Source organism: Mesorhizobium quangtriensis (genome assembly GCF_040081925.1).
GTDB lineage: Bacteria > Pseudomonadota > Alphaproteobacteria > Rhizobiales > Rhizobiaceae > Mesorhizobium_K > Mesorhizobium_K quangtriensis.
In genome coordinates, this window is record NZ_JBEBMF010000001.1 from 1,317,884 (window position 1) to 1,335,998 (window position 18,115).

General features: G+C 64.4%; 20 protein-coding genes. 14 read left to right on the plus strand and 6 right to left on the minus strand.

What is annotated here, in order from left to right; translation table 11 throughout:
- Positions 1–91: 91 nt before the first annotated feature.
- The 9 genes from ABMA32_RS06430 to ABMA32_RS06470 all read left to right on the plus strand — a co-directional run bounded on the left by ABMA32_RS06430 (position 92) and on the right by ABMA32_RS06470 (position 8,675).
- Positions 92–532: an SRPBCC family protein gene (locus tag ABMA32_RS06430; protein ID WP_349012879.1), complete on the plus strand. Its 441-nt coding sequence runs from the start codon at positions 92–94 to the stop codon at positions 530–532.
- A 13-nt stretch (positions 533–545) separates the two neighbouring features.
- On the plus strand, positions 546–1,331 hold the full coding sequence (locus tag ABMA32_RS06435; protein ID WP_349012880.1) for an FAD binding domain-containing protein: 786 nt from the start codon (positions 546–548) through the stop codon (positions 1,329–1,331).
- A 42-nt stretch (positions 1,332–1,373) separates the two neighbouring features.
- The gene (locus ABMA32_RS06440) at positions 1,374–1,856 is read left to right on the plus strand and encodes a (2Fe-2S)-binding protein (protein ID WP_349012881.1); all 483 of its coding nucleotides are present in this window, start codon (positions 1,374–1,376) and stop codon (positions 1,854–1,856) included.
- A 7-nt stretch (positions 1,857–1,863) separates the two neighbouring features.
- The gene (locus ABMA32_RS06445) at positions 1,864–3,228 is read left to right on the plus strand and encodes a xanthine dehydrogenase family protein molybdopterin-binding subunit (RefSeq protein WP_349012882.1); all 1,365 of its coding nucleotides are present in this window, start codon (positions 1,864–1,866) and stop codon (positions 3,226–3,228) included.
- A 3-nt stretch (positions 3,229–3,231) separates the two neighbouring features.
- Positions 3,232–4,236: a xanthine dehydrogenase family protein molybdopterin-binding subunit gene (locus ABMA32_RS06450; protein ID WP_349012883.1), complete on the plus strand. Its 1,005-nt coding sequence runs from the start codon at positions 3,232–3,234 to the stop codon at positions 4,234–4,236.
- A 2-nt stretch (positions 4,237–4,238) separates the two neighbouring features.
- A complete protein-coding gene (locus ABMA32_RS06455) occupies positions 4,239–5,117 on the plus strand; it encodes an AAA family ATPase (RefSeq protein WP_349012884.1) in 879 nt (292 codons plus the stop codon).
- A complete protein-coding gene (locus tag ABMA32_RS06460) occupies positions 5,114–6,244 on the plus strand; it encodes a vWA domain-containing protein (RefSeq protein ID WP_349012885.1) in 1,131 nt (376 codons plus the stop codon). The genes ABMA32_RS06455 and ABMA32_RS06460 overlap by 4 nt, the downstream gene beginning before the upstream one ends.
- A complete protein-coding gene (locus ABMA32_RS06465) occupies positions 6,244–7,131 on the plus strand; it encodes an amidohydrolase family protein (protein WP_349012886.1) in 888 nt (295 codons plus the stop codon). Before ABMA32_RS06460 ends, ABMA32_RS06465 begins: the two co-directional genes overlap by 1 nt.
- A 116-nt stretch (positions 7,132–7,247) precedes the next feature.
- Positions 7,248–8,675 carry an aldehyde dehydrogenase family protein gene (locus ABMA32_RS06470; RefSeq protein WP_349012887.1) on the plus strand — a complete coding sequence of 476 codons (1,428 nt, stop codon included), beginning with the start codon at positions 7,248–7,250 and terminating at the stop codon, positions 8,673–8,675.
- Between the two features lie 46 nt (positions 8,676–8,721).
- Here ABMA32_RS06470 and ABMA32_RS06475 read toward each other — a convergent pair whose 3' ends face one another.
- The 5 genes from ABMA32_RS06475 to ABMA32_RS06495 form a co-directional block, all read right to left on the minus strand.
- Positions 8,722–9,108 (minus strand): cupin domain-containing protein, encoded by a 387-nt coding sequence (locus tag ABMA32_RS06475; RefSeq protein ID WP_425475479.1) that lies wholly within the window; start codon positions 9,106–9,108, stop codon positions 8,722–8,724.
- A gap of 117 nt (positions 9,109–9,225) precedes the next feature.
- Positions 9,226–10,488 (minus strand): ABC transporter substrate-binding protein, encoded by a 1,263-nt coding sequence (locus ABMA32_RS06480; protein WP_349012888.1) that lies wholly within the window; start codon positions 10,486–10,488, stop codon positions 9,226–9,228.
- A gap of 76 nt (positions 10,489–10,564) precedes the next feature.
- The gene (locus tag ABMA32_RS06485; protein ID WP_349013348.1) at positions 10,565–11,611 is read right to left on the minus strand and encodes an aldo/keto reductase; all 1,047 of its coding nucleotides are present in this window, start codon (positions 11,609–11,611) and stop codon (positions 10,565–10,567) included.
- Between the two features lies 1 nt (position 11,612).
- Positions 11,613–11,960 (minus strand): TIGR04076 family protein, encoded by a 348-nt coding sequence (locus tag ABMA32_RS06490; protein WP_349012889.1) that lies wholly within the window; start codon positions 11,958–11,960, stop codon positions 11,613–11,615.
- Positions 11,953–12,672 carry a GntR family transcriptional regulator gene (locus tag ABMA32_RS06495; protein ID WP_349012890.1) on the minus strand — a complete coding sequence of 240 codons (720 nt, stop codon included), beginning with the start codon at positions 12,670–12,672 and terminating at the stop codon, positions 11,953–11,955. Before ABMA32_RS06495 ends, ABMA32_RS06490 begins: the two co-directional genes overlap by 8 nt.
- A 145-nt stretch (positions 12,673–12,817) precedes the next feature.
- Between ABMA32_RS06495 and ABMA32_RS06500 the strand changes: the two genes are divergently transcribed.
- From ABMA32_RS06500 to ABMA32_RS06520, 5 genes are read left to right on the plus strand one after another with little or no spacing between them, the layout of a single operon-like run.
- Positions 12,818–13,615 carry an ABC transporter ATP-binding protein gene (locus ABMA32_RS06500; protein ID WP_349012891.1) on the plus strand — a complete coding sequence of 266 codons (798 nt, stop codon included), beginning with the start codon at positions 12,818–12,820 and terminating at the stop codon, positions 13,613–13,615.
- Positions 13,615–14,361 (plus strand): ABC transporter ATP-binding protein, encoded by a 747-nt coding sequence (locus tag ABMA32_RS06505; RefSeq protein ID WP_349012892.1) that lies wholly within the window; start codon positions 13,615–13,617, stop codon positions 14,359–14,361. The genes ABMA32_RS06500 and ABMA32_RS06505 overlap by 1 nt, the downstream gene beginning before the upstream one ends.
- Positions 14,358–15,269 (plus strand): branched-chain amino acid ABC transporter permease, encoded by a 912-nt coding sequence (locus tag ABMA32_RS06510; RefSeq protein ID WP_349012893.1) that lies wholly within the window; start codon positions 14,358–14,360, stop codon positions 15,267–15,269. Before ABMA32_RS06505 ends, ABMA32_RS06510 begins: the two co-directional genes overlap by 4 nt.
- Complete coding sequence (locus tag ABMA32_RS06515) at positions 15,266–16,264, plus strand: branched-chain amino acid ABC transporter permease (protein ID WP_349012894.1); 999 nt, start codon at positions 15,266–15,268, stop codon at positions 16,262–16,264. The genes ABMA32_RS06510 and ABMA32_RS06515 overlap by 4 nt, the downstream gene beginning before the upstream one ends.
- Complete coding sequence (locus ABMA32_RS06520) at positions 16,248–17,711, plus strand: aldo/keto reductase (protein ID WP_349012895.1); 1,464 nt, start codon at positions 16,248–16,250, stop codon at positions 17,709–17,711. Before ABMA32_RS06515 ends, ABMA32_RS06520 begins: the two co-directional genes overlap by 17 nt.
- On the opposite strand, the gene ABMA32_RS06525 is transcribed toward ABMA32_RS06520, so the two are convergent.
- Entirely contained in the window at positions 17,708–18,106 is a 399-nt protein-coding gene (locus ABMA32_RS06525) for a RidA family protein (RefSeq protein ID WP_349013349.1), read from the minus strand. The genes ABMA32_RS06520 and ABMA32_RS06525 overlap by 4 nt on opposite strands.
- Positions 18,107–18,115 lie beyond the last annotated feature (9 nt).

The following is an 18,115-nucleotide window of genomic DNA, read 5'->3' on the forward strand; positions in this document are numbered from 1 at the left end:
TTCAGACGGATCGATAAGCGTTCCCGACTGATTGATAAGCGCCACTTTCGGCGAGGCGCTATCCTCTCCATGTACATCGAGGGAGGATTGCGTGGCCAAAGTCAGGATTTCGAGCGTCATCGAGGCGCCGATCGAGAAGGTGTGGGCGCGCATTCGCGATTTCAACGGATTGCCGAGCTGGCATCCGCGCATGATCGAGAGCGAGATCGAGGACGGCAAGAAGGCGACCGACATCGGCGCCGTACGCAAGTTCAAGGTCGCTTCGGGCGCCACGGTGCGCGAAAAGCTCCTCGCCTTCTCGGATGGTGACTACCTCACGACCTACTCGATCATTGAGCATCCTGCGCCGATCACCAACCACACCGCAACGCTCAAGCTGGAGCGCATCACCGACGGCGACCGGACTTATGCTGTGTGGAGTTCCGAATTCGACGCACCAGCCGAAAAGGCGGACGAACTTGCCAAGGGCATGGGCGACAACGTCTTCCAGGGTGGCTTCAATGCGCTGAAAGACTTCTTCTCGGGAAAATAGTCCGGAGGGCGAAATGCCGCTTGCCCTGAAAACTTGCTCGACGATCTCCGAAGCCGGCACCGCTCTGAAGGAGGCCGGCACGCGCTATCTTGGGGGCGGGACGTTGGTTGTCCGCGCGGCCAATGAAGGCGACGTTTCGATCTCCATGCTGGTCCGCTCGACCGATCCGGTGCTGTCCTCGATATCGATCGACGATGGCCGTGCAACGCTCGGCGCGTCCGTCACCATGTCGGCAGTCGCGCGACATCCCGGCCTGTTTTCGATCGCCAAGGCCGCGAGGTCAGTCGGTGGTCCTGCGATCCGCAACATGGCGACCGTTGGCGGCAATCTTTTCGCTGCGTCCCCGTATGGCGATTTCGCGGTCGCCCTACTGGCTCTGAATGCGACGGTCCATACGACGGAAGGCCATCTGGGCATCGAGCAATTCCTGGCCAATCGCGACGGCAAGGTCGTCTCCGCAATCAGCTTCGACATACCGTCGGCTGACCGCTTCCGCTTCGTGAAGGTATCGCGCGTCAAGCCGAAGGGGGTGTCGGTCCTCAGCATAGCCGCGCTGATCGAAGCTGGCGCGGGAAAGGTCAAGGAAGCAAGGATCGCGCTCGGCTGCATGGCGGATCGTCCGATCCGCGCCAGTGCTGCCGAGAAAGCGCTCGCCGGTGCAGCGCTGACGGAGGAGGGCGTTGCGCCGGCGGTGGCCGCTATCGGCGAGGGCACCCGCCCGATGACCGACGCGATCGCAAGCGCATGGTACCGAGGGGAGGTGCTTCCCGTGCACTTCCGCCGCCTGTTGCTGGAGTAGCAGGCGCGGAAGAATGCGGACAGCACGCCACAGGGAGGAAAGATGGCGAAGGTTCCGGTCCAGTTCACGCTGAACGGTGAAGAAAAGGCCGAGTTTGTCGACGGTGGCTCGACCTTGCTGAAGGTGTTGCGCGACAAGGTGGGCGACACATCGGCGAAGGGCGGCTGCCAGCAGGGCACCTGCGGTTCCTGCTCGGTCATCATAGACGGCGAGTTGAGGCTTTCCTGCCTGACGCTCGCCGAAACCTGCAGCGGGGCTGAAATCCGGACTACGGGCGGCCTGGCGACGGACGGCGTCCTGCATCCGGTGCAACGCGCCTTCATGGACGAATTCGCGGCGCAGTGCGGTTTCTGCACGCCGGGCATGATCATGGCTGCAAAGGTGCTGCTCGACCGCAACCCGAACCCCTCTCGCGAAGATGTCGTCGAGGCGCTGTCCGGAAATGTCTGCCGCTGCACCGGCTACGAGCCGATCATCCGCGCCGTGCTGACGGCGGCCCGCTCCAATTCGCAGAACGCGGCGTGAGGTCCAGATGAAACTCGCGAAAAGCTATTTCGCCGACCAGCGCACCGACGATCTCAACGAGATCGGGCAGGGGCTGCCGCGCTCCGACGTGCCGGGCCACGTTACCGGCAAGACAACCTACTTCGCCGACCGCACCTTTCCCGGCATGCTCTATCTCCGGATGGTGCGCAGCCCCCATCATCACGCGCGCATCAAGAACGTCGATCTCTCGGAAGCGGAGAAGCATCCCGGCGTCCATCGCATCCTCACGCACAAGGACATTCCGCATAACCTCTACACCATCCTGATCCTGATCCAGGTAGGGCCGGAGGACGAGCATGTGCTGGCCGAGGACAAGGTGCGGTGGAGGGGCGAGGCCGTCGTCGCCGTGCTGGCCGACAGCGAGCGCGCGGCCAATGAAGCCGCCGCCAAGGTGAAGGTTGAATACGAAGTGCTGCCTGATGTCCTGGACATCGACGCAGCACTTGCTCCGGGTGCGCCCATCGTCAACGAGCACCATGGCCAAAACTACTACATGTACGACAGCGGCCAGTCGCGGAAGGTGCGTTACGGCGACGTCGACAAAGGCTTTGCCGAGGCCGACCACATCCTCGAACAGACCTACTATTCATCGCCCATCGAACAGGCGCCGATGGAGACGACCGGCTGTATCGTGACGCCCGACGGCAACGACCGCTTCACCTGCTACACCAACACCCAGGCGATGTTCTTCACGCTCGACAACACGTCGATCATCCTGCAGATGCCGGGCCACAAGCTTCACATGGTCGGCGGCACAGTCGGCGGCGGCTTTGGCGGCAAGGTCGATGTTACCGTCGAGCCCATTGCGATCCTCGCCGCCAAGCTGACGGGACGGCCGGTTTCCTTCATCTACAGCCGCTACGAGGAGATGCAGGTTTCCTCACCGCGCGCCGCCGAAAAGATTGTGCTCAAGGACGGCGTCATGAAGGACGGCCGCATCGTCGCGCGGCAGGTCTGGGGCTATACCGACGCCGGCGCCTATTCGCGCCACTCGCCCTACGGCGCCCAGAAGGGCGCGGCGCACTATCCCGGCCCGTATACGATCCCGAACGTCTGGGTCGACACATGGTGCGTCTACACCAACCGCACCCCGTCCTCGGCCATGCGCGGCTTTGGCGTCACCATCGCCGATTTCGCGCTGGAAGTGCAGATGGACAAGCTGGCGCGCCTCATCGGCATGGACCCGCTGGAGTTCCGTTTCATCAACGCCTACCGCGACGGCGACATGAAGGCACACCGCCAACCGACGAGCGGAGCAGCCCTCATCGAATGCATGCAGGAGGCTTCCCGTGTGGCCAATTGGCCGGTCGCGGAAAAGTATCTCGGCATGTCGTCCTACAAGGAGGTTTGAGCCATGACGATCCGGCGTGGCCGCGGCGTTGCGGCGGTCAACTACCCGACAGGCATGAACCTCGGTGGCGATCCCAGCCAGGCGCTGGTCCACTCGACGCCAACAGGCAATTTCATGGTCACGCTTTCGTCGGTCGATCTGGGGCAGGGCCTCAAGCAGGTGATGGCGCAGATTTGCGCCGAGACGATCGGCGTGAAGACCGAGCAGGTCATCATCGACACCGCCGACACCGATACCGGCCCGCACTGCATGGGCACGTTTGCCTCGCGCGGCACCCACCGCATCGGCAACGCCGTCATCCAGGCGGCCCGGGAAGCCCGGCAGGTGATGCTGGAGGTCGCTGCCGAGGCACTTGAAGTCGATGCCGGTGACCTCGATACCGACGGTGAAGGCAACATCCACGTCAAGGGCGCGCCACAGAAATCGATCTCGATCTTCGACACCGCGCTGATGGCGCATTTCAAGCTGGGCCGCTCGATCTCGGGTCGCGGCATGTTCCTCGTCCCGCGCTCCTACCCCGAGGTGGAGACGGGAGCCATGAAGCCGTCCACCTGCTATGCGCATGCCTGTACGGTTGCCGAAGTGGATGTCGATGACGAGACCGGCGAGGTGACGGTTATCTCCATGAAGAACGTCTTCGAGATCGGCCGCGCGCTTAATCCGAAGATGGTCGAGCAGCAACTCGTCGGCGGTTCGTGGATGGGTATTTCTCATGCGCTGTACGAGACGACCGAGCCCTACTATCCGGCGCGCGATCACGCCGGCACCGACTTCAACGAATATCTGATGCCGGGGCCGGGCGACATCGCGCCGACCGAGATCATCGTGCTTGAGCGTCCGGCCGAGGATGGACCATACGGCGCAAAGGGGCCGGGGGAGATGTGCGCCAATCCGCAGATTCCGGCGCTCGCTAACGCGATCTTCGATGCCGTCGGCGTTCGCATCGACATGATGCCGATCACACCCGAACGCATCCTGCGCGCACTCAAGGAACAGCGGGCGGCCTAGGCGTGACCCGTCCTGCCTCCGAAGTTGCCGCTTCCCCGGAGTCGCTTGCCTCCGGCCTCGCCGCGATGAACTACCTCGCCGACGAGGGACTGGCGACGGCAATCTTCCTGGCCATCCGCCTCGGCAAGCCGCTGCTGCTGGAAGGCGCCCCCGGTGTCGGCAAGACGGAAGCCGCGAAGGCGATTGCAAAACTTCTCTCGCGCGATCTCGTCCGCCTGCAGTGTTACGAAGGCATCGACGCGGCCCACGCACTCTATGAATGGAACTACCAGCGCCAGTTGCTCGCTATCCGTCAGGCGGGCGAACGCGAGGTCGACATCTACGACGACCGCTTCCTGATCGCGCGTCCGCTGCTTCAGGTCCTGCAGCAACCGGAAAGTCGGGTCCTGTTGGTGGACGAGATCGACCGTTCTGATCATGAGTTCGAAGCGTTGCTTCTCGAATTCCTGTCCGATTTCCAGATCACGATTCCCGAGCGCGGCACGCTCGCCGCATCCGGCCAGCCGCTGGTCTTGCTCACCTCCAACCGCACGCGCGAACTTGCCGAGGCGTTGCGCCGCCGCTGCGTCTACCACTGGATTTCCTATCCCGATGCCGAGTGTGAGGCTGCGATTATCATGCTGCGCGCCGGCGACGTGGCAGAGGCCACCGCGCGCGCGGTCGCGAAGGCAGTCGGCGAAATCCGCCAGAAGCCGCTGGCAAAGCCACCCGGCATCGCCGAGGCGGTCGAGTGGGCGAATGCGGCGACCGTGCTCGAAAAGGGCGGCAGCCCATGGCCGGAAGCGTTTCGCCGTGCGCTCGGCGTGTTGATCAAGGACGAGGAGGACATCTCCTTCCTCGACCCCGAGCTGAGTCGCATCCTCGAAAGGGCGATGGCGTGACCTCGCTTCCCCGTGGCGCACGTCCCTTCGCGGATTTTGCGCGGCATCTGCGGCGGTTCGGCTTCGCGGTGGCCGGCGAGCAGGCGATCGCTTTCATGCAGAGTGTCACCCTGCTCGGGCCGCGCTCAATGGAGGATATCCGGCAGGCTGCGCTGGCAACGCTCGGTCCTCCGCACGACCGCATCGCGGAGTTCGACGCGCTCTTCCGCAGCTTCTTTTATGGGGAAGCGACGGTCACGGTCGATGCCGAAAGTGACGAGGATACCGAAATCAAGGACGACAACGGCGTCGAGCGGGAAGGGGAGCAACTGGAACTCCAGCAGGAACACAGCGGCGAATCCGCCTCCCCGCTGGAACAGCTTGGCCGACGGACCTTCTTGAATGAGGAGAGCCCACTAGTGGCGTTCCGAAGAGAGCTGCCGTCGGCGTTGCCGCAGCGCCGCTCGTTCCGGCCGGTGCGGACACGCTCGCGCGGCTCGCTCGACCTAAGGCGCGCGCTGCGCGCGATCGTCCGCGCGGATGGCGACGTGCCTGCCCCGCCGTTCCGACGCCGGCCAACCATATCCCGCAAGCTTCTGATTCTGATTGATATCTCCGGGTCGATGAAGCTGCATACGGACGATTATCTCAAGCTCGCCCATGCCGCTGTGCAGGCGGCCGATCGCGTTGAGGTCTTCACGCTGGGAACGCGGCTGACCCGCATCACGCGGGACCTGCGCGTTCGTGATTGCGCAGGGTCGCTGGAGCGCGTCGCAGCACTTGTCGAGGATTGGGACGGCGGCACGCGCATCGGGCCGACGCTCTCGGCTTTCCTGTCGGTGCCGCGTTTCGCAGCCTTCGCGCGGGGAGCAGCAATCGTAATGCTGTCGGATGGGTTGGAGCGTGGCGACCATGCCGAGCTGGAAACCGCGATCCGCCGGCTTGGCGCACGCGCCTTTCGCCTTTCCCTCGCCACGCCACTCGCGGGCGATCCGCGCTTTGCGCCGAGGACCGCGGCGCTAAAGGCGATCCTGCCGCATCTCGACGATCTGGTGGATGGCTCGTCGCTGCCGCGCCTGAGCCAATTCATGCTGACGCTGGCGCGGCCTGCCCCGTCGGCGGAAGCGGTCTGGAAAAGGAGGGCCTGATGCAGAAGGCGATCGATTCCCACTTCCATATCTGGCGCCAGAAGGACCAGCCCTGGCTCGCCGGCCCGATGGTGCCGCGCATCTTCGGGCCCTACGAGGCGATCCGGCGCGACTATCCGATCGAGGAATTCCTCGCCGACCAGCAGGGCTCCGGTGTCGAGAAGGCGGTCTATGTGCAGACCAACTGGGCCAAGGAGGATTTCGAGAATGAGGTCGCCTTACTGAGCGACACGGCTAAGGCGAGCGGCTGGCCGCATGCGATCGTCGGTTATGCGGACATGACCGTGGACGATGTGCGTCCGCAGATTGATCGGCTGGTGAAATATCCGCTGCTGCGCGGCGTGCGGATGCAACTCCACTGGCACGAGACGCCGGCCTTCCGTTTCGCCCGATCGGCGGACCAGGTGATCGACCCCGCAGTGAAGAAAAACGTCGCGCGGCTTAAGGATTACGGCCTTTCCTTCGACCTGCAGCTCTTCCCGGCGCAGATGAAGGACGGACTGGAGCTCGTCGGCGAGAACCGCGAAACGAACTTTGTCCTGACCCACACCGGGATGCTGACCGATCTGGCGGAACCGGTTGTCGAGGAGTGGAAAGCTGGTTTGCGGACGCTGGCGCAGGCGCCCAATCTCTATGCCAAGCTTTCCGGCCTTGGCACCTTCGTTCATCGCAACGACCCGGACGTGATCGGCGCTGTGGTCGATAACGCAATCGACATCCTCGGCAGCGACCATCTGATGTTCGGCTCCAATTTCCCGATCGAAAAACTCTGGACCACGCATGCCGAGCTGATCGCGGCCCATCGCAAGGCGGTCTCGAAGCACGGGGCGAAGGCCGAGGCCGACATCTTCTGGAATACGGCCGAGCGCGTCTACCGGCCGGCCTGATCCCGAGCTGACCTGAGGGTAACTGCCGCAACGGCGACACGCGACGACGCGCAGCTATTGCGCAAAGGCTGCCGTCCTGTGCTATGTCGCTGCCGGAAAGATCGAAGAGGATATCCATGAGCAATCATCTGAAGTTCTACATCGACGGCAAATGGGTCGACCCGGTCAAGCCGGCTGTCCTCGACGTGATCGATCCGTCGACCGAAGAAGCCTATACGCAGATTTCCGTTGGCTCGGCCGCCGATGTCAATCTCGCCGTCGCCGCCGCCAAGGCGGCGTTCCCGTCATTTTCCGTGACCACAAAGGCCGAGCGCCTGACGCTCCTGCGGCGCATCCTCGAGGTCTACAACGAGCGCTACGAAGACATCGCGCAGGCCATCAGCTACGAGATGGGCGCTCCCATCACCTGGGCGCGCGAGGCGCAGGCCTATGCCGGTCAGGGGCACATGGAAGCCACCATCAAGGCGTTCGAGAACTATGAACTCACCGAGCGTCGCGGCACCACCATGGTGGTCAAGGAGCCGATCGGCGTCTGCGCGCTGATCACGCCTTGGAACTGGCCGCTCAACCAGATCGTCTGCAAGGTCGCGCCCGCCATTGCTGCTGGCTGCACGGTGGTGCTGAAGCCGTCGGAAATCGCGCCGATTTCCGGCATCATCTTCTCGGAAGTGATGCATGCCGCAGGCACGCCCAAGGGCGTCTACAACATGGTCAACGGAACCGGCCCTGATGTCGGCCAGGTCATGGCCGGCCACCCGGACGTCGACATGGTGTCCTTCACCGGCTCGACGCGCGCGGGCACCATAGTCGCCGAGACGGCGGCGAAGACAGTCAAGCGCGTGTCGCAGGAACTTGGCGGCAAGTCGGCCAACATCATCCTGCCCGACGCCGATTTCGAGAAGGCCGTCCGCAAGGGCGTGAACGCCTGCTTCGGCAACACCGGCCAGTCCTGCGATGCGCCGACCCGCATGCTGGTGCCAGCCGCCCGTCATGACGAGGCGCTGGAGATAGCCAAGAAGGCGGCCGAGGCACACAACACCGGCGACCCTCGTTCCGAGGAAACCCAGCTCGGCCCGGTCGTGAGCGAAATCCAGTTCAACAAGATCCAGGGCCTTATCGAAGCCGGCATCAAGGAAGGCGCGACGCTCGTGGCTGGCGGCCCCGGTCGTCCCGAGCACCTGAACCGCGGCTACTACATCCGCCCGACCGTGTTCGGCCACGTGAAGCCCGGCATGCGCATCGAGAAAGAAGAAATCTTCGGGCCTGTGTTGTCCGTCATCTCCTACGAGACCGAGGACGAGGCGGTGGATATCGCCAATGACACGCTCTACGGGCTTGCCGGCTATGTCCAGTCCGAGAACATCGACCACGCCCGAGCGATCGCGTCCCGCATCCGCGCCGGTCAGGTCTCGATCAACTATCCCGACTGGGACCTCTACGCGCCGTTCGGCGGCTACAAGCAGTCGGGCAACGGCCGCGAATACGCCGACTGGGCGATCCACGATTTCCTGGAGATCAAGGGCATCATCGGCTACGGCGAATAAAGTCGATCAGTCAACAACGGCCGCGCCTTAGCTGGCGCGGCCGTTTCTATTTTGCCGGGCTGGCCAGCGGTTTCGACGCATCGACGACAAAGACGCTGAGCGCCTTCGCCGGCACGGAGCCGACGCTCTTCACGTCATGCGCAGCGCCGGGCGGTATGACGAAGGAGTCGCCCGGTTTCAGCGTGCGGTCGGGCTGGCCCTCCACCGACATGACGACTTCGCCCTGCAGCACGTAGCCGGTCTCGATGCCAGGATGCGTATGCAGGCCGGAAGAATGCCCCGGCGCGACTTCCGCCAGGCCGGTGACAGTTCTGTAGCCTTCCGGAAAGTCGATCGCCTGAAGCGGCGTGCGCTTGATGCCGGACGGCGCATCCTGCGCCAGCGCGGGCGCGCCCAGCATCACCAGAGCGACGAACAAGGCAGTCCTCAACATGCGTTTTCCTCCTCGCAACAAAGCGAGACTACAGTGAAGCGCGTCGTCGCGCACCTGTGAGCAAGGAAAACCGGCCGCCCTTTCGGACGGCCGGCTTGTTTTGTGAGCTGGCGTCGCCTACTTCGCCAGTTCGGCCTTCAGCGACACCACGTCGTCGGCACTCATCTCGCCGACCGTGGTCACCGCGCCGTCCGTGATTTTCCAGAGACGGAACGGGCCGGTGATGTCGCCATACTCATCGAAGTTGACCGGGCCGATGACGCCTTCGTACTTGATCGGCTTGCCTTCCTTGATCAGAGCAAGCGCCTTGGCGAACCCGTCCTTGCCGGCGAAGATCTTCTCGCCGTTATGCGAGACCACCTCGGGTATCGCAGCCTTGATCTTGGCGGGGTCGTCGCTGCCGGCCTTGGCGATGGCGAGCGCTACGATGGCGCCGGCATCATAGGAGCGGTCTGCAGCCGGCGCGTCCGGCTTGATGCCGCCGGAGAAGGCCTCGTAGTCCTTGTAGAAGTAATCGGTGGAAGCCGTCTTGGCGGTGCCCGACGAGGTGCCATAGGCCTCGTTCAGGTACTGCGCGCCGACGGCGTCGATGAATTCCTGCGAGTTCATGCCGTCATTGAGCAGGAATTTCGCCGGCCCGCCGCCGGAAATCCAGGCGCGGGCGATGGTTGCGCCGTCAACCGGGTAGCTGACGAGATAGAGACCCTCGGGCTCGCCGGCCATGGCCGCACTTGCTTCCGACGAATAGCTGGGCTGCTTTTCGTTGTAGGGCGTGGTCGACGTGATCGTGCCGCCGAGCTTCTCGAAGGCGGCGGAGAATTCGCGCACCATGTTGACGCCGAAGTCGTTGTTGACGTGGATGATGGCGAGCTTCTTGAGTCCCTGGTCGATGGCGTATTTCGCCGCCGCCGTGCCCTGCAGCGCGTCGGACGTGATCGTACGGAAGAAGACGCCGTTGGTCTTGCCGTCGCGGGCAAGCGCGGTCAGCGTCGGGGAGGAGGAGGCGGGCGACACCTGCACGACGCCGGCAGGCGCGGTGACGGAGGTCAGGATCGGGATCGACACCGAGGAAATGATGCCGCCGATGATGACCGGCACCTTCTTGATGTTGACGAGTTGGGTAGCCTGGTCGACGGCGACGGTGCCCTGGCTCTGGCTGTCGCGCGTGTCCGTCGTCAGCTTGCAGCCGTCCGCGCCGGAGGCCTCGTTGAAGTCGCGAAACGCCATCTCGACGGACTTGGCGCCTGCCTGCCCGTAGGCGCCGGCGGGGCCGGTCAGTTCCATGACGACGCCGACGGTGACGTCGCAATCCGCTGCGGCGGCGGGCAGCGCGAAGGTGGCTGTGGCCAGCAGCGTTGAAGCGAGCAGAAGCTTTTTCATCTCATTCCCCTTTTTGGTTCGACGCTCTCCCGGAGCGGCTTCGGTTTCTCTGTCAGGCGAAGGTTCGGAGACCGGTTCACGCGGCTCCCTTGTTGAGGTTGTATTTCATGATCGAGCCGTGCCGGCCGTGGCGGTCGCGCTCCAGCGTGTAGACGTCGTCGTCGAGTTCTTTGGCTTGCGACAGAACGGCGTCGATATCGGCGAGGTCCTGCGCTGTCAGCGCCACCGACGAAATGGCGAGGTTGGAGGGCAGGTGGTCGCGGTTGCGCGCCCCGACGATGACCGCCGCGACCGCCTGCCTTGGCAGCATGGCGGCGCTGGCGATAGTGGCGATGTCGACGCCATGGCGGTCGGCGACGGCACGCAGGGTCTTCAGGAGCGACTGGAAGAAATCCCAGCCGCCGAGATCGTCGATGATGAGCTTGTACTTGATCAGCGAGCGGTTCTCGAAATCGTCCGGCTCCTCTTGGCCGAGCCAGCGGTCGCCGAGAAAGCCACCCGCCACCGTGCCATAGCAGAACAGCGCGACGCCGTGTGCCGTCGCGGCCTCAACCATGCGCTTGGCCGGGCGGGAGTCGAGCAGGGAATATTGCACCTGCATGGAGGTGAGAGGCACGCCGGCCTCTATCATAGCTAGCATATGATCGGTATCAAAGTTCGTGGCGCTGACCTTGTTGATCTTGCCAGCCAGCCTGAGTTCGTTGAGCCATACGGCCGTCTCCAGCCATAGCGGCGCGTCATAGTCCCACCAGTGAAACTGCACGAGGTCGAGCCGGTCGAGTTTCAGCCGACGCAGCGACTGGTCGATGATGCGTTCGACGTCGGCTTTCCTGATACGTGGCAGGATGTCGAGGTCGGGTACGAATTTCGTATGCACCCTGATACGGGTCAGCGCATCGGCCCCGCGCGCCTTGCCATAATGCTCGCGGAAGCGTCCGATCGTCTCCTCGACGCCGGTGTAGATGTCGGCGCAGTCGAAGGTGGTGATGCCGGCGTCGGCGAAGGCGACCATGTCGGCAACGGGATCGTCACTCTTCACTGAGCCATGGCCCGACGCAAGCTGCCAGCCGCCGCGGATGACGCGTGAAATCTCGTAATCGGGCGCGAGCCTGATGCGTTGCATGTCAGTCATCGAGCGGCACCGCTGTCGTTTGGGCGTGGCTGAATGTACGCAGGCCGAGCCGGGTGATCCTGAGCCTCGAGCCGCAATGCGGGTCCGGGCAGGCGATCTCGGCGTCGGTCGTCATCCAGTCGTTGCGATGGGTAGGGCGCTGCTTGGCGGCTAGCAGCGGCAGCACCGAGGCCAGCGAGTAGATGGAAATGCCCTGGCCGGGCGGCAGATGCACCATCTCGCCACGCAGCTCGAAATGGTCGCCCACCTTGGCACCGCAATAGATCTTCGCGCCTTCGTCGGCGACGACCTCGACCTTCAGGTCGAAGAGCTGGAACGTGTCGTCCCGCGTCTCAGCCATAGGCGCGCGCCTCCTCGCTTGCGTCACTTTGCATCAGACGAGCGCGCACCAGATTGAACGACCGGGTGATGTCGTCCTTCAGCGCCTTGACGGACGCAGCCTTTTCGCCCCGCTCCAGCGCCTCGATCAGCTCCCAGTGATGGTGCGTGCCGGACATGTCACGTAACTCGTCATGGATCTGCGCGGCGGCGCGCACGTAGGGGCCGGACTGCAGCCACAGGCTTTCCACGACGGGAATGAGCACAGCCGAGCCGGCCGCGCGGTAGATGTAGAAGTGGAACGCGTGGTTGAGTTCGGACGTATGGTGCGGCTTGTCCGGGTCGTCGGCGGCAAAGGCTGCGTCGCACTGCTCGGTGAGGGTGCGCAACGCGGCGAAATCCTCTGGCGTCAGCCGGCGCAGCGCCTGCGCGACGAGTTCGCCTTCGATCAGGCAGCGCGCGCGGGCGAGGTCGTCGAGCTTGTCGCGGGTGATGACCGGCACGCGAACGGTGCGGTTGGGCAGCGCCTCCAGCGCCTGTTCGGAGACCAGCCGCCCGAGCGCCTCGCGCACCGGCATGGTGCTTGTCTGCAACGTCTCGGCAAGGTCGACGATGCGCAGTGCTGCGCCAGCGTCGAGCATTCCGTGGATCAGCGAATTTCGGATTTCGGCATAGACGCGGTCATGCAGCGTTTCGCGGCCGACAGGGGAAAGTGCGCCGCGCCGCGAGGTCACCGTATGGTTCCTCCCGCACATGCCGCGCACTTTGACTTCGATACCAACATACGAACGCCAATTCCTGCTGCTGCTGAATTTTGTAGTTGCAAATTTGCCGGCTGTAAAGTTTGATCAAACATCACCTATCAATAAATCGGGTCGCATGCAGGCAGCTTCCGACATCGCCCACAACCCCGAGACATCGCCGCTGGAAGCGCGTGACGTCGCGAAGGTTTTCGGCGGGCTACATGCGGTCGATGGCATGTCGATTGCCCTTGCGCGCGGCGAGCTTCTCGGGCTGATTGGCCCGAACGGCGCGGGCAAGACAACGCTGTTCAATCTTCTCGCCGGCAGCCTGAAGCCCAGTGCCGGCACGATCCTGATCGACGGGCGTGATATGACCACGGCGGGGCCGGAGACGCGCATCGCCAATGGCGTCGGTCGTACGTTCCAGATCCCGCGTCCCTTCGCCGAGATGACCGTTCTGGAGAACGTCCTGACGGGCGGCCAGCGCCAGTCCGGCGAGCGTGCCTGGCTGAACATCGTCCGCCCGAGCCGGGTGGCGGCGGAGGAACGCGCGGCGGTGGACAAGGCGCGGGCGCTGCTCGACATCGTCACGCTGTCGAGGCTGGAGAGCGAGCCCGCGCGTGTACTTTCCGGCGGCCAGCGCAAGCTGCTGGAACTGGCGCGCATTCTGATGGCAGATCCCGCCACGATCCTGCTCGACGAGCCTGCCGCCGGCGTCAATCCGACGCTGCTTGAGTTCATCATCGACCGCGTGCTGGAGCTCAACGCGCGCGGTACATCGATCCTGCTGATCGAACACAACATGGAAATGGTGGCGCGGCTCTGCTCCCGCGTCGTGGTGATGGCTGGTGGCCGCTACCTCACGGAGGGCAAGCCCGACGACATCGCGCGCGATCCCGCAGTGGTCGACGCCTATCTCGGCGGGGTGGCGTGATGGCGGGAGCGCCTGCCGTCCTCTCCACCTCTGCGCTCGTCGCCGGCTATGAGCGTGATCTGCCGATCGTGCGCGGCGTCGATCTAGCGGTGCGCGCGGGAGAGTTCGTCGTGGTGCTCGGCCCCAACGGTGCCGGCAAGTCGACCTTCGTCAAGGCGATCGCGGGTCATGTGCCCGTGCACTCGGGCTCGATGAAGCTCGGCGACCTCGACATCACGGCGGTGCCCGCGCATGAGAAGATCAAGCATGGGCTGGCCTTCGTGCCGCAGACCGAGAACATCTTCGCGACCCTGTCCATCCACGACAATCTGCTGTTGGCGGCGGACATCCTGCCGCAGGAGAAGCGCGGAGAGCGCGTCGCTGCGCTCTACGCCATGTTCCCCGACCTCGCCGAACGTCCCTCGCGACGCGCCGGTGCGCTGTCTGGCGGGCAGCGGCAGATGCTGGCGGTGGCGCGTGCGCTGATCGTGGAGCCGTCGGTGCTGATCCTCGATGAACCGTCGGCCGGGCTGTCGCCCAAAATCGTCTCGGAAGTCTTCGCGCGGCTGAAAGAGATTAATGCGCGCGGCGTGACCATTGTGCTGGTCGAGCAGAACGTGAAGGCGGCGCTCGCCATCGCCGATAGGGCGATCATCCTGGTCGAGGGCAGGATCGCGCATGAGGGTACGGCCGCCGGGCTTATGGACGACCCGCTGGTGGCCGAACTCTATCTCGGCGCGCGCCATCACAAGCAGGTCGCGCCATGAACCCGCAGGCGCTGATGGATGGGCTGATCGCCGGTTCGATGATCGGGCTCGGTGCCGTCGGCATCACGCTGACCTATTCGATCCTGCGTTTCGCCAACTTCGCCCACGGCGAGCTGATCGCGTGGGGCGCCTACATCGCCTTCGCCGTCGCCGCAGCACTCGGCATGCTTTCGGGCGCGCTGACGACGCCGATCGGGCCGTTCTCTTTCGGATGGGCGCTTGTCATCGCAACCATCGTCGCCGTCATGCTGAACGGCGGCCTTGCGCTGTTGGTCGATGCGCTGCTGTTCGGCCGCCTGCGTTCGCAGAAGAGTGCGATCATCATCATGGTCATGGCGAGCTTCGGCGCGGCGCTGACGCTGCGCAGCCTGCTCGAATTCATCTTCACCGCGCAGCCGCTCTATTTCTCGAAGGCGTTGCAGATCGCCTTGCCGCTCGGCGGGGGCATCCGCGCCACGCCTGACCAGTTGCTGTCGCTCGGTGTAGCGGCGCTGCTGGTCGTTGCCGTCCACCTGCTGCTGTCGCGCACGCCGATCGGCCGCGCCATGCGCGCGGTGTCGGAGAATCCGCAACTGGCAGGTGTCGCCGGCATCGACGTGCGCCGCGTCATCCGCGTCGTCTGGCTGCTGGGAGCTGCGCTTGCCTGCGTGGCCGGCATCAGCGCGGGCCTGCTCGTGCAGATACGTCCGCAGATGGGTCTCGACCTTTTGCTGCCTCTCTTCGCCGCCGCGATCCTCGGCGGCATAGGCTCGGTGCCGGGAGCGATGATCGCCGGGCTGATCGTCGGCCTATCGGAAGCGCTGGCGGTCCAGTTCATCGGCGCGGAGTGGCGCGCGGCGGTCGCCTTTGTCATCCTCGTGCTGGTGCTTTTGTTCCGGCCGCAAGGCCTGTTCGGGAGGGCGCAATGAGTGCCGACCTCCTGAGCTACGGCGCGTTCTTCCTGACCATGGCGTTCACCTACGCCATCATCTGCCTCGGGCTGAACGTCCAGTGGGGGCAGACCGGCCTGTTCAATGTCGGCATTGCCGGGTTTGTCGCTGTTGGCGCTTATGTCTCCGCTCTGCTGACGACGCCAGATGACCCGGCTCGCTTGGGAGGCTTCGGGCTCCCGATCGTCGTCGGCTGGGTTGGTGGAGCGCTTGCGACGGGCCTCGTCTCCTTCCTGATCGGCGCACTGACGATACGGCTACGCGCCGACTATCTCGCCATCGCGACCTTCGGCGTAGCGGTCGTCGTGCAGCTTGCCGTGCTCAATCTCGAATGGATCACCGGCGGCCCGTTCGGCATCGGTTTCATTCCGCGCCCCTTCGCCGACCAGGCCGGCAATCCGCTGATGTTCGGGCTGGCCAATCTGGCCGTGTTGGTGGCCATCGTTCTCGTCCTCTATCTCGTGCTCGAGCGGCTGGCGCGAAGCCCGTGGGGCAGGGTGCTGCGTGCTATCCGCGAAGACGAGCACGCAGCGCTGGCGCTCGGCAAGAATGCGACGAAATTCCGCCTGCAGGCTTTCGCCATCGGCGGCGGCATCATGGGGCTTGCCGGCGCGGTGCAGGCGCATTTCATCGGCTTCATCGCGCCCGACAACTATGTGCCGATGCTGACCTTCCAGGTGTGGGCGATGCTGATCGTCGGCGGCTCCGGCAACAACAGGGGAGCCATCCTCGGTGCCGTACTGGTGTGGGGCATCTGGGCGATGTCGGCGGCCGCCGTCTCCGGGCTGTTCCCACCGGGCCAGCAGGCGAGGGCGGCGTCGCTGCAGATCGTCATGATTGGCGTCGCGCTCTGCCTCATCCTGCTTCTGCGGCCGCGCGGCATCCTTGGCGAGCGTCGCATTGTCTCGCGGCATATCGGTGCACGCGGTGCAAATCCCGAAAATGGACAGACTTCAGATGCCAAAAGTTCCTGATCGCACCATGCTTGCCGACGTCCTGCCGATCAGCCGCCTCGTCTGCGGCCTGTGGCAGGTCGCCGACATCGAGAAATCAGGGCAGACCATCGATCCCGACCGCGGCGCGGACGCGCTGGAAGCCTATGCCAAGGCGGGCTTCGATACGTTCGACATGGCCGACCACTACGGCAGCGCCGAGATCATCACGGGCAGGCTGCTGTCGCGCTATCCAACCGGCGAAAAACGCCCGCGCGCCTTCACGAAATGGTGCCCCGAACCCGGTCCAATGACGGCCGATGTCGTGCGGCGCGGCGTGCAGGAGCGTCTCGACAGGCTGGGCGTGAACAAGGTTGACCTGCTGCAGTTCCACTGGTGGACCTTCGAGCATCCGGCATGGCTGGACGCGTTGCACGAGATGGCGCGGCTGAAAGAGGAGGGGCTCATCGGCGCGATCGGCGTCACCAATTTTGATGCCGCGCACCTACGGGTCGCGCTGTCCGATGGCGTTCCTCTTGCCACCAACCAGGTCTCCTTCTCGCTGGTCGATCGTCGGGCCGCGGGCGACTTATCCGCGCTGTGCCGCGAAAAGGGCGTGAAGCTGCTGGCGTATGGCACGCTCTGCGGCGGGTTCCTTTCGGAGAAGTGGCTGGGCAAGCCGGAGCCGACAGAAATCCCAGACTGGAGCCGTTCCAAATACAAGCGCTTTATCGATGTCGCCGGGGGCTGGGAGCCGTTCCAGGGCATTCTCACCGCCGCATCCGAAATCGGCCGCAAGCACGGCGCCTCGCCGTCCAACGTCGCGTCGCGCTGGGTGCTGGAACATGAGGCGGTGGCAGCGACCATCATCGGCGCGCGTCTCGGTGAAAACGAACATCGCGACGACAATCTGAATGTCTTCGGCTTCGCGCTCGACGTAGAGGATCGGTCGCGGCTGGACGAGGCATTCGCGAAAACAAAGCCGGTTCCCGGCGATTGCGGCGACGAATACCGCAAGCCTCCATATCTCACCGCGTCGGGCGATCTCAGCCACCATCTCGACGCGATTCCATCGGTCTTCAAGGCCGAGCCTGTGCCGGGCAAGCCGGGCCGCAGTCGCGTGTCCTCGGGCAGCGTGTGGGAGCCAATCGCTGGCTACAGCCGGGCAGTGCGCGTTGGCGATAGCATCCGCGTGTCGGGCACGACGGCGACGCATGGCGGCGACCGCTGTATCGCGCCGGGTGACCCCGGCGCGCAGGCGACATACATCCTCGACAAGATCGCTGCCTCGATCTCGGCCCTCGGTGGCTCGACGCAGGACGTCGTGCGCACGCGTATCTACCTCAGGGACGCAGGGCAGTGGGAGCCGGTTTCGCGCGCGCACGGCCGTGTGTTCGGCGAGGTGTTGCCTGCCAATACGATGATCGAGGCCGGCAATTTGATCGGCGACTACGAAGTGGAAATCGAGGCGGAAGCTGTGGTCGGCTAGCCCTCGGGGATCACCGCCATCGCCTGTATCTCGACCTTGGCGCGATCCTCGACCAGCGCCGTCACTTCGACAGCCGCCATAGCCGGGAAATGCTTGCCGATCACTGAGCGATAGGCTTGTCCGACGCCCTTGAGGTTGGCGAGATATTCCTGCTTAGAAGTGAAGTACCAAGTCATCGTGGTGATGTGCTCGGGTCCGCCGCCGGCCTCGGCCAGCACCGCGACGATGTTCTCGAGCGTCTGCCGGACCTGCCCGGCGAAATCATCCGTTTCCCATTGCTGCTGGCCGTTCCAGCCGACCTGTCCGCCGATGAACACCAGCCGTCCGCTGGCAGCGATGCCGTTGGAGTAGCCGATCGGCTTGGCCCAGCCTTCCGGCTGCAGGATTTCTTGCATCAACTCCTC

Coding starts and splice junctions, on each gene's coding strand:
- ABMA32_RS06435 (WP_349012880.1), top strand. CDS start 546: ATGCCGCTTGCCCTGAAAACTTGCTCGACGATCTCCGAAGCCGGCACC.
- ABMA32_RS06515 (WP_349012894.1), top strand. CDS start 15,266: ATGAGTGCCGACCTCCTGAGCTACGGCGCGTTCTTCCTGACCATGGCG.
- ABMA32_RS06485 (WP_349013348.1), bottom strand. CDS start 11,611: ATGCAACGCATCAGGCTCGCGCCCGATTACGAGATTTCACGCGTCATC.
- ABMA32_RS06450 (WP_349012883.1), top strand. CDS start 3,232: ATGACGATCCGGCGTGGCCGCGGCGTTGCGGCGGTCAACTACCCGACA.
- ABMA32_RS06470 (WP_349012887.1), top strand. CDS start 7,248: ATGAGCAATCATCTGAAGTTCTACATCGACGGCAAATGGGTCGACCCG.
- ABMA32_RS06480 (WP_349012888.1), bottom strand. CDS start 10,488: ATGAAAAAGCTTCTGCTCGCTTCAACGCTGCTGGCCACAGCCACCTTC.
- ABMA32_RS06445 (WP_349012882.1), top strand. CDS start 1,864: ATGAAACTCGCGAAAAGCTATTTCGCCGACCAGCGCACCGACGATCTC.
- ABMA32_RS06490 (WP_349012889.1), bottom strand. CDS start 11,960: ATGGCTGAGACGCGGGACGACACGTTCCAGCTCTTCGACCTGAAGGTC.
- ABMA32_RS06525 (WP_349013349.1), bottom strand. CDS start 18,106: ATGCAAGAAATCCTGCAGCCGGAAGGCTGGGCCAAGCCGATCGGCTAC.
- ABMA32_RS06440 (WP_349012881.1), top strand. CDS start 1,374: ATGGCGAAGGTTCCGGTCCAGTTCACGCTGAACGGTGAAGAAAAGGCC.
- ABMA32_RS06500 (WP_349012891.1), top strand. CDS start 12,818: ATGCAGGCAGCTTCCGACATCGCCCACAACCCCGAGACATCGCCGCTG.
- ABMA32_RS06520 (WP_349012895.1), top strand. CDS start 16,248: ATGCCAAAAGTTCCTGATCGCACCATGCTTGCCGACGTCCTGCCGATC.
- ABMA32_RS06505 (WP_349012892.1), top strand. CDS start 13,615: ATGGCGGGAGCGCCTGCCGTCCTCTCCACCTCTGCGCTCGTCGCCGGC.
- ABMA32_RS06475 (WP_425475479.1), bottom strand. CDS start 9,108: ATGTTGAGGACTGCCTTGTTCGTCGCTCTGGTGATGCTGGGCGCGCCC.
- ABMA32_RS06465 (WP_349012886.1), top strand. CDS start 6,244: ATGCAGAAGGCGATCGATTCCCACTTCCATATCTGGCGCCAGAAGGAC.
- ABMA32_RS06510 (WP_349012893.1), top strand. CDS start 14,358: ATGAACCCGCAGGCGCTGATGGATGGGCTGATCGCCGGTTCGATGATC.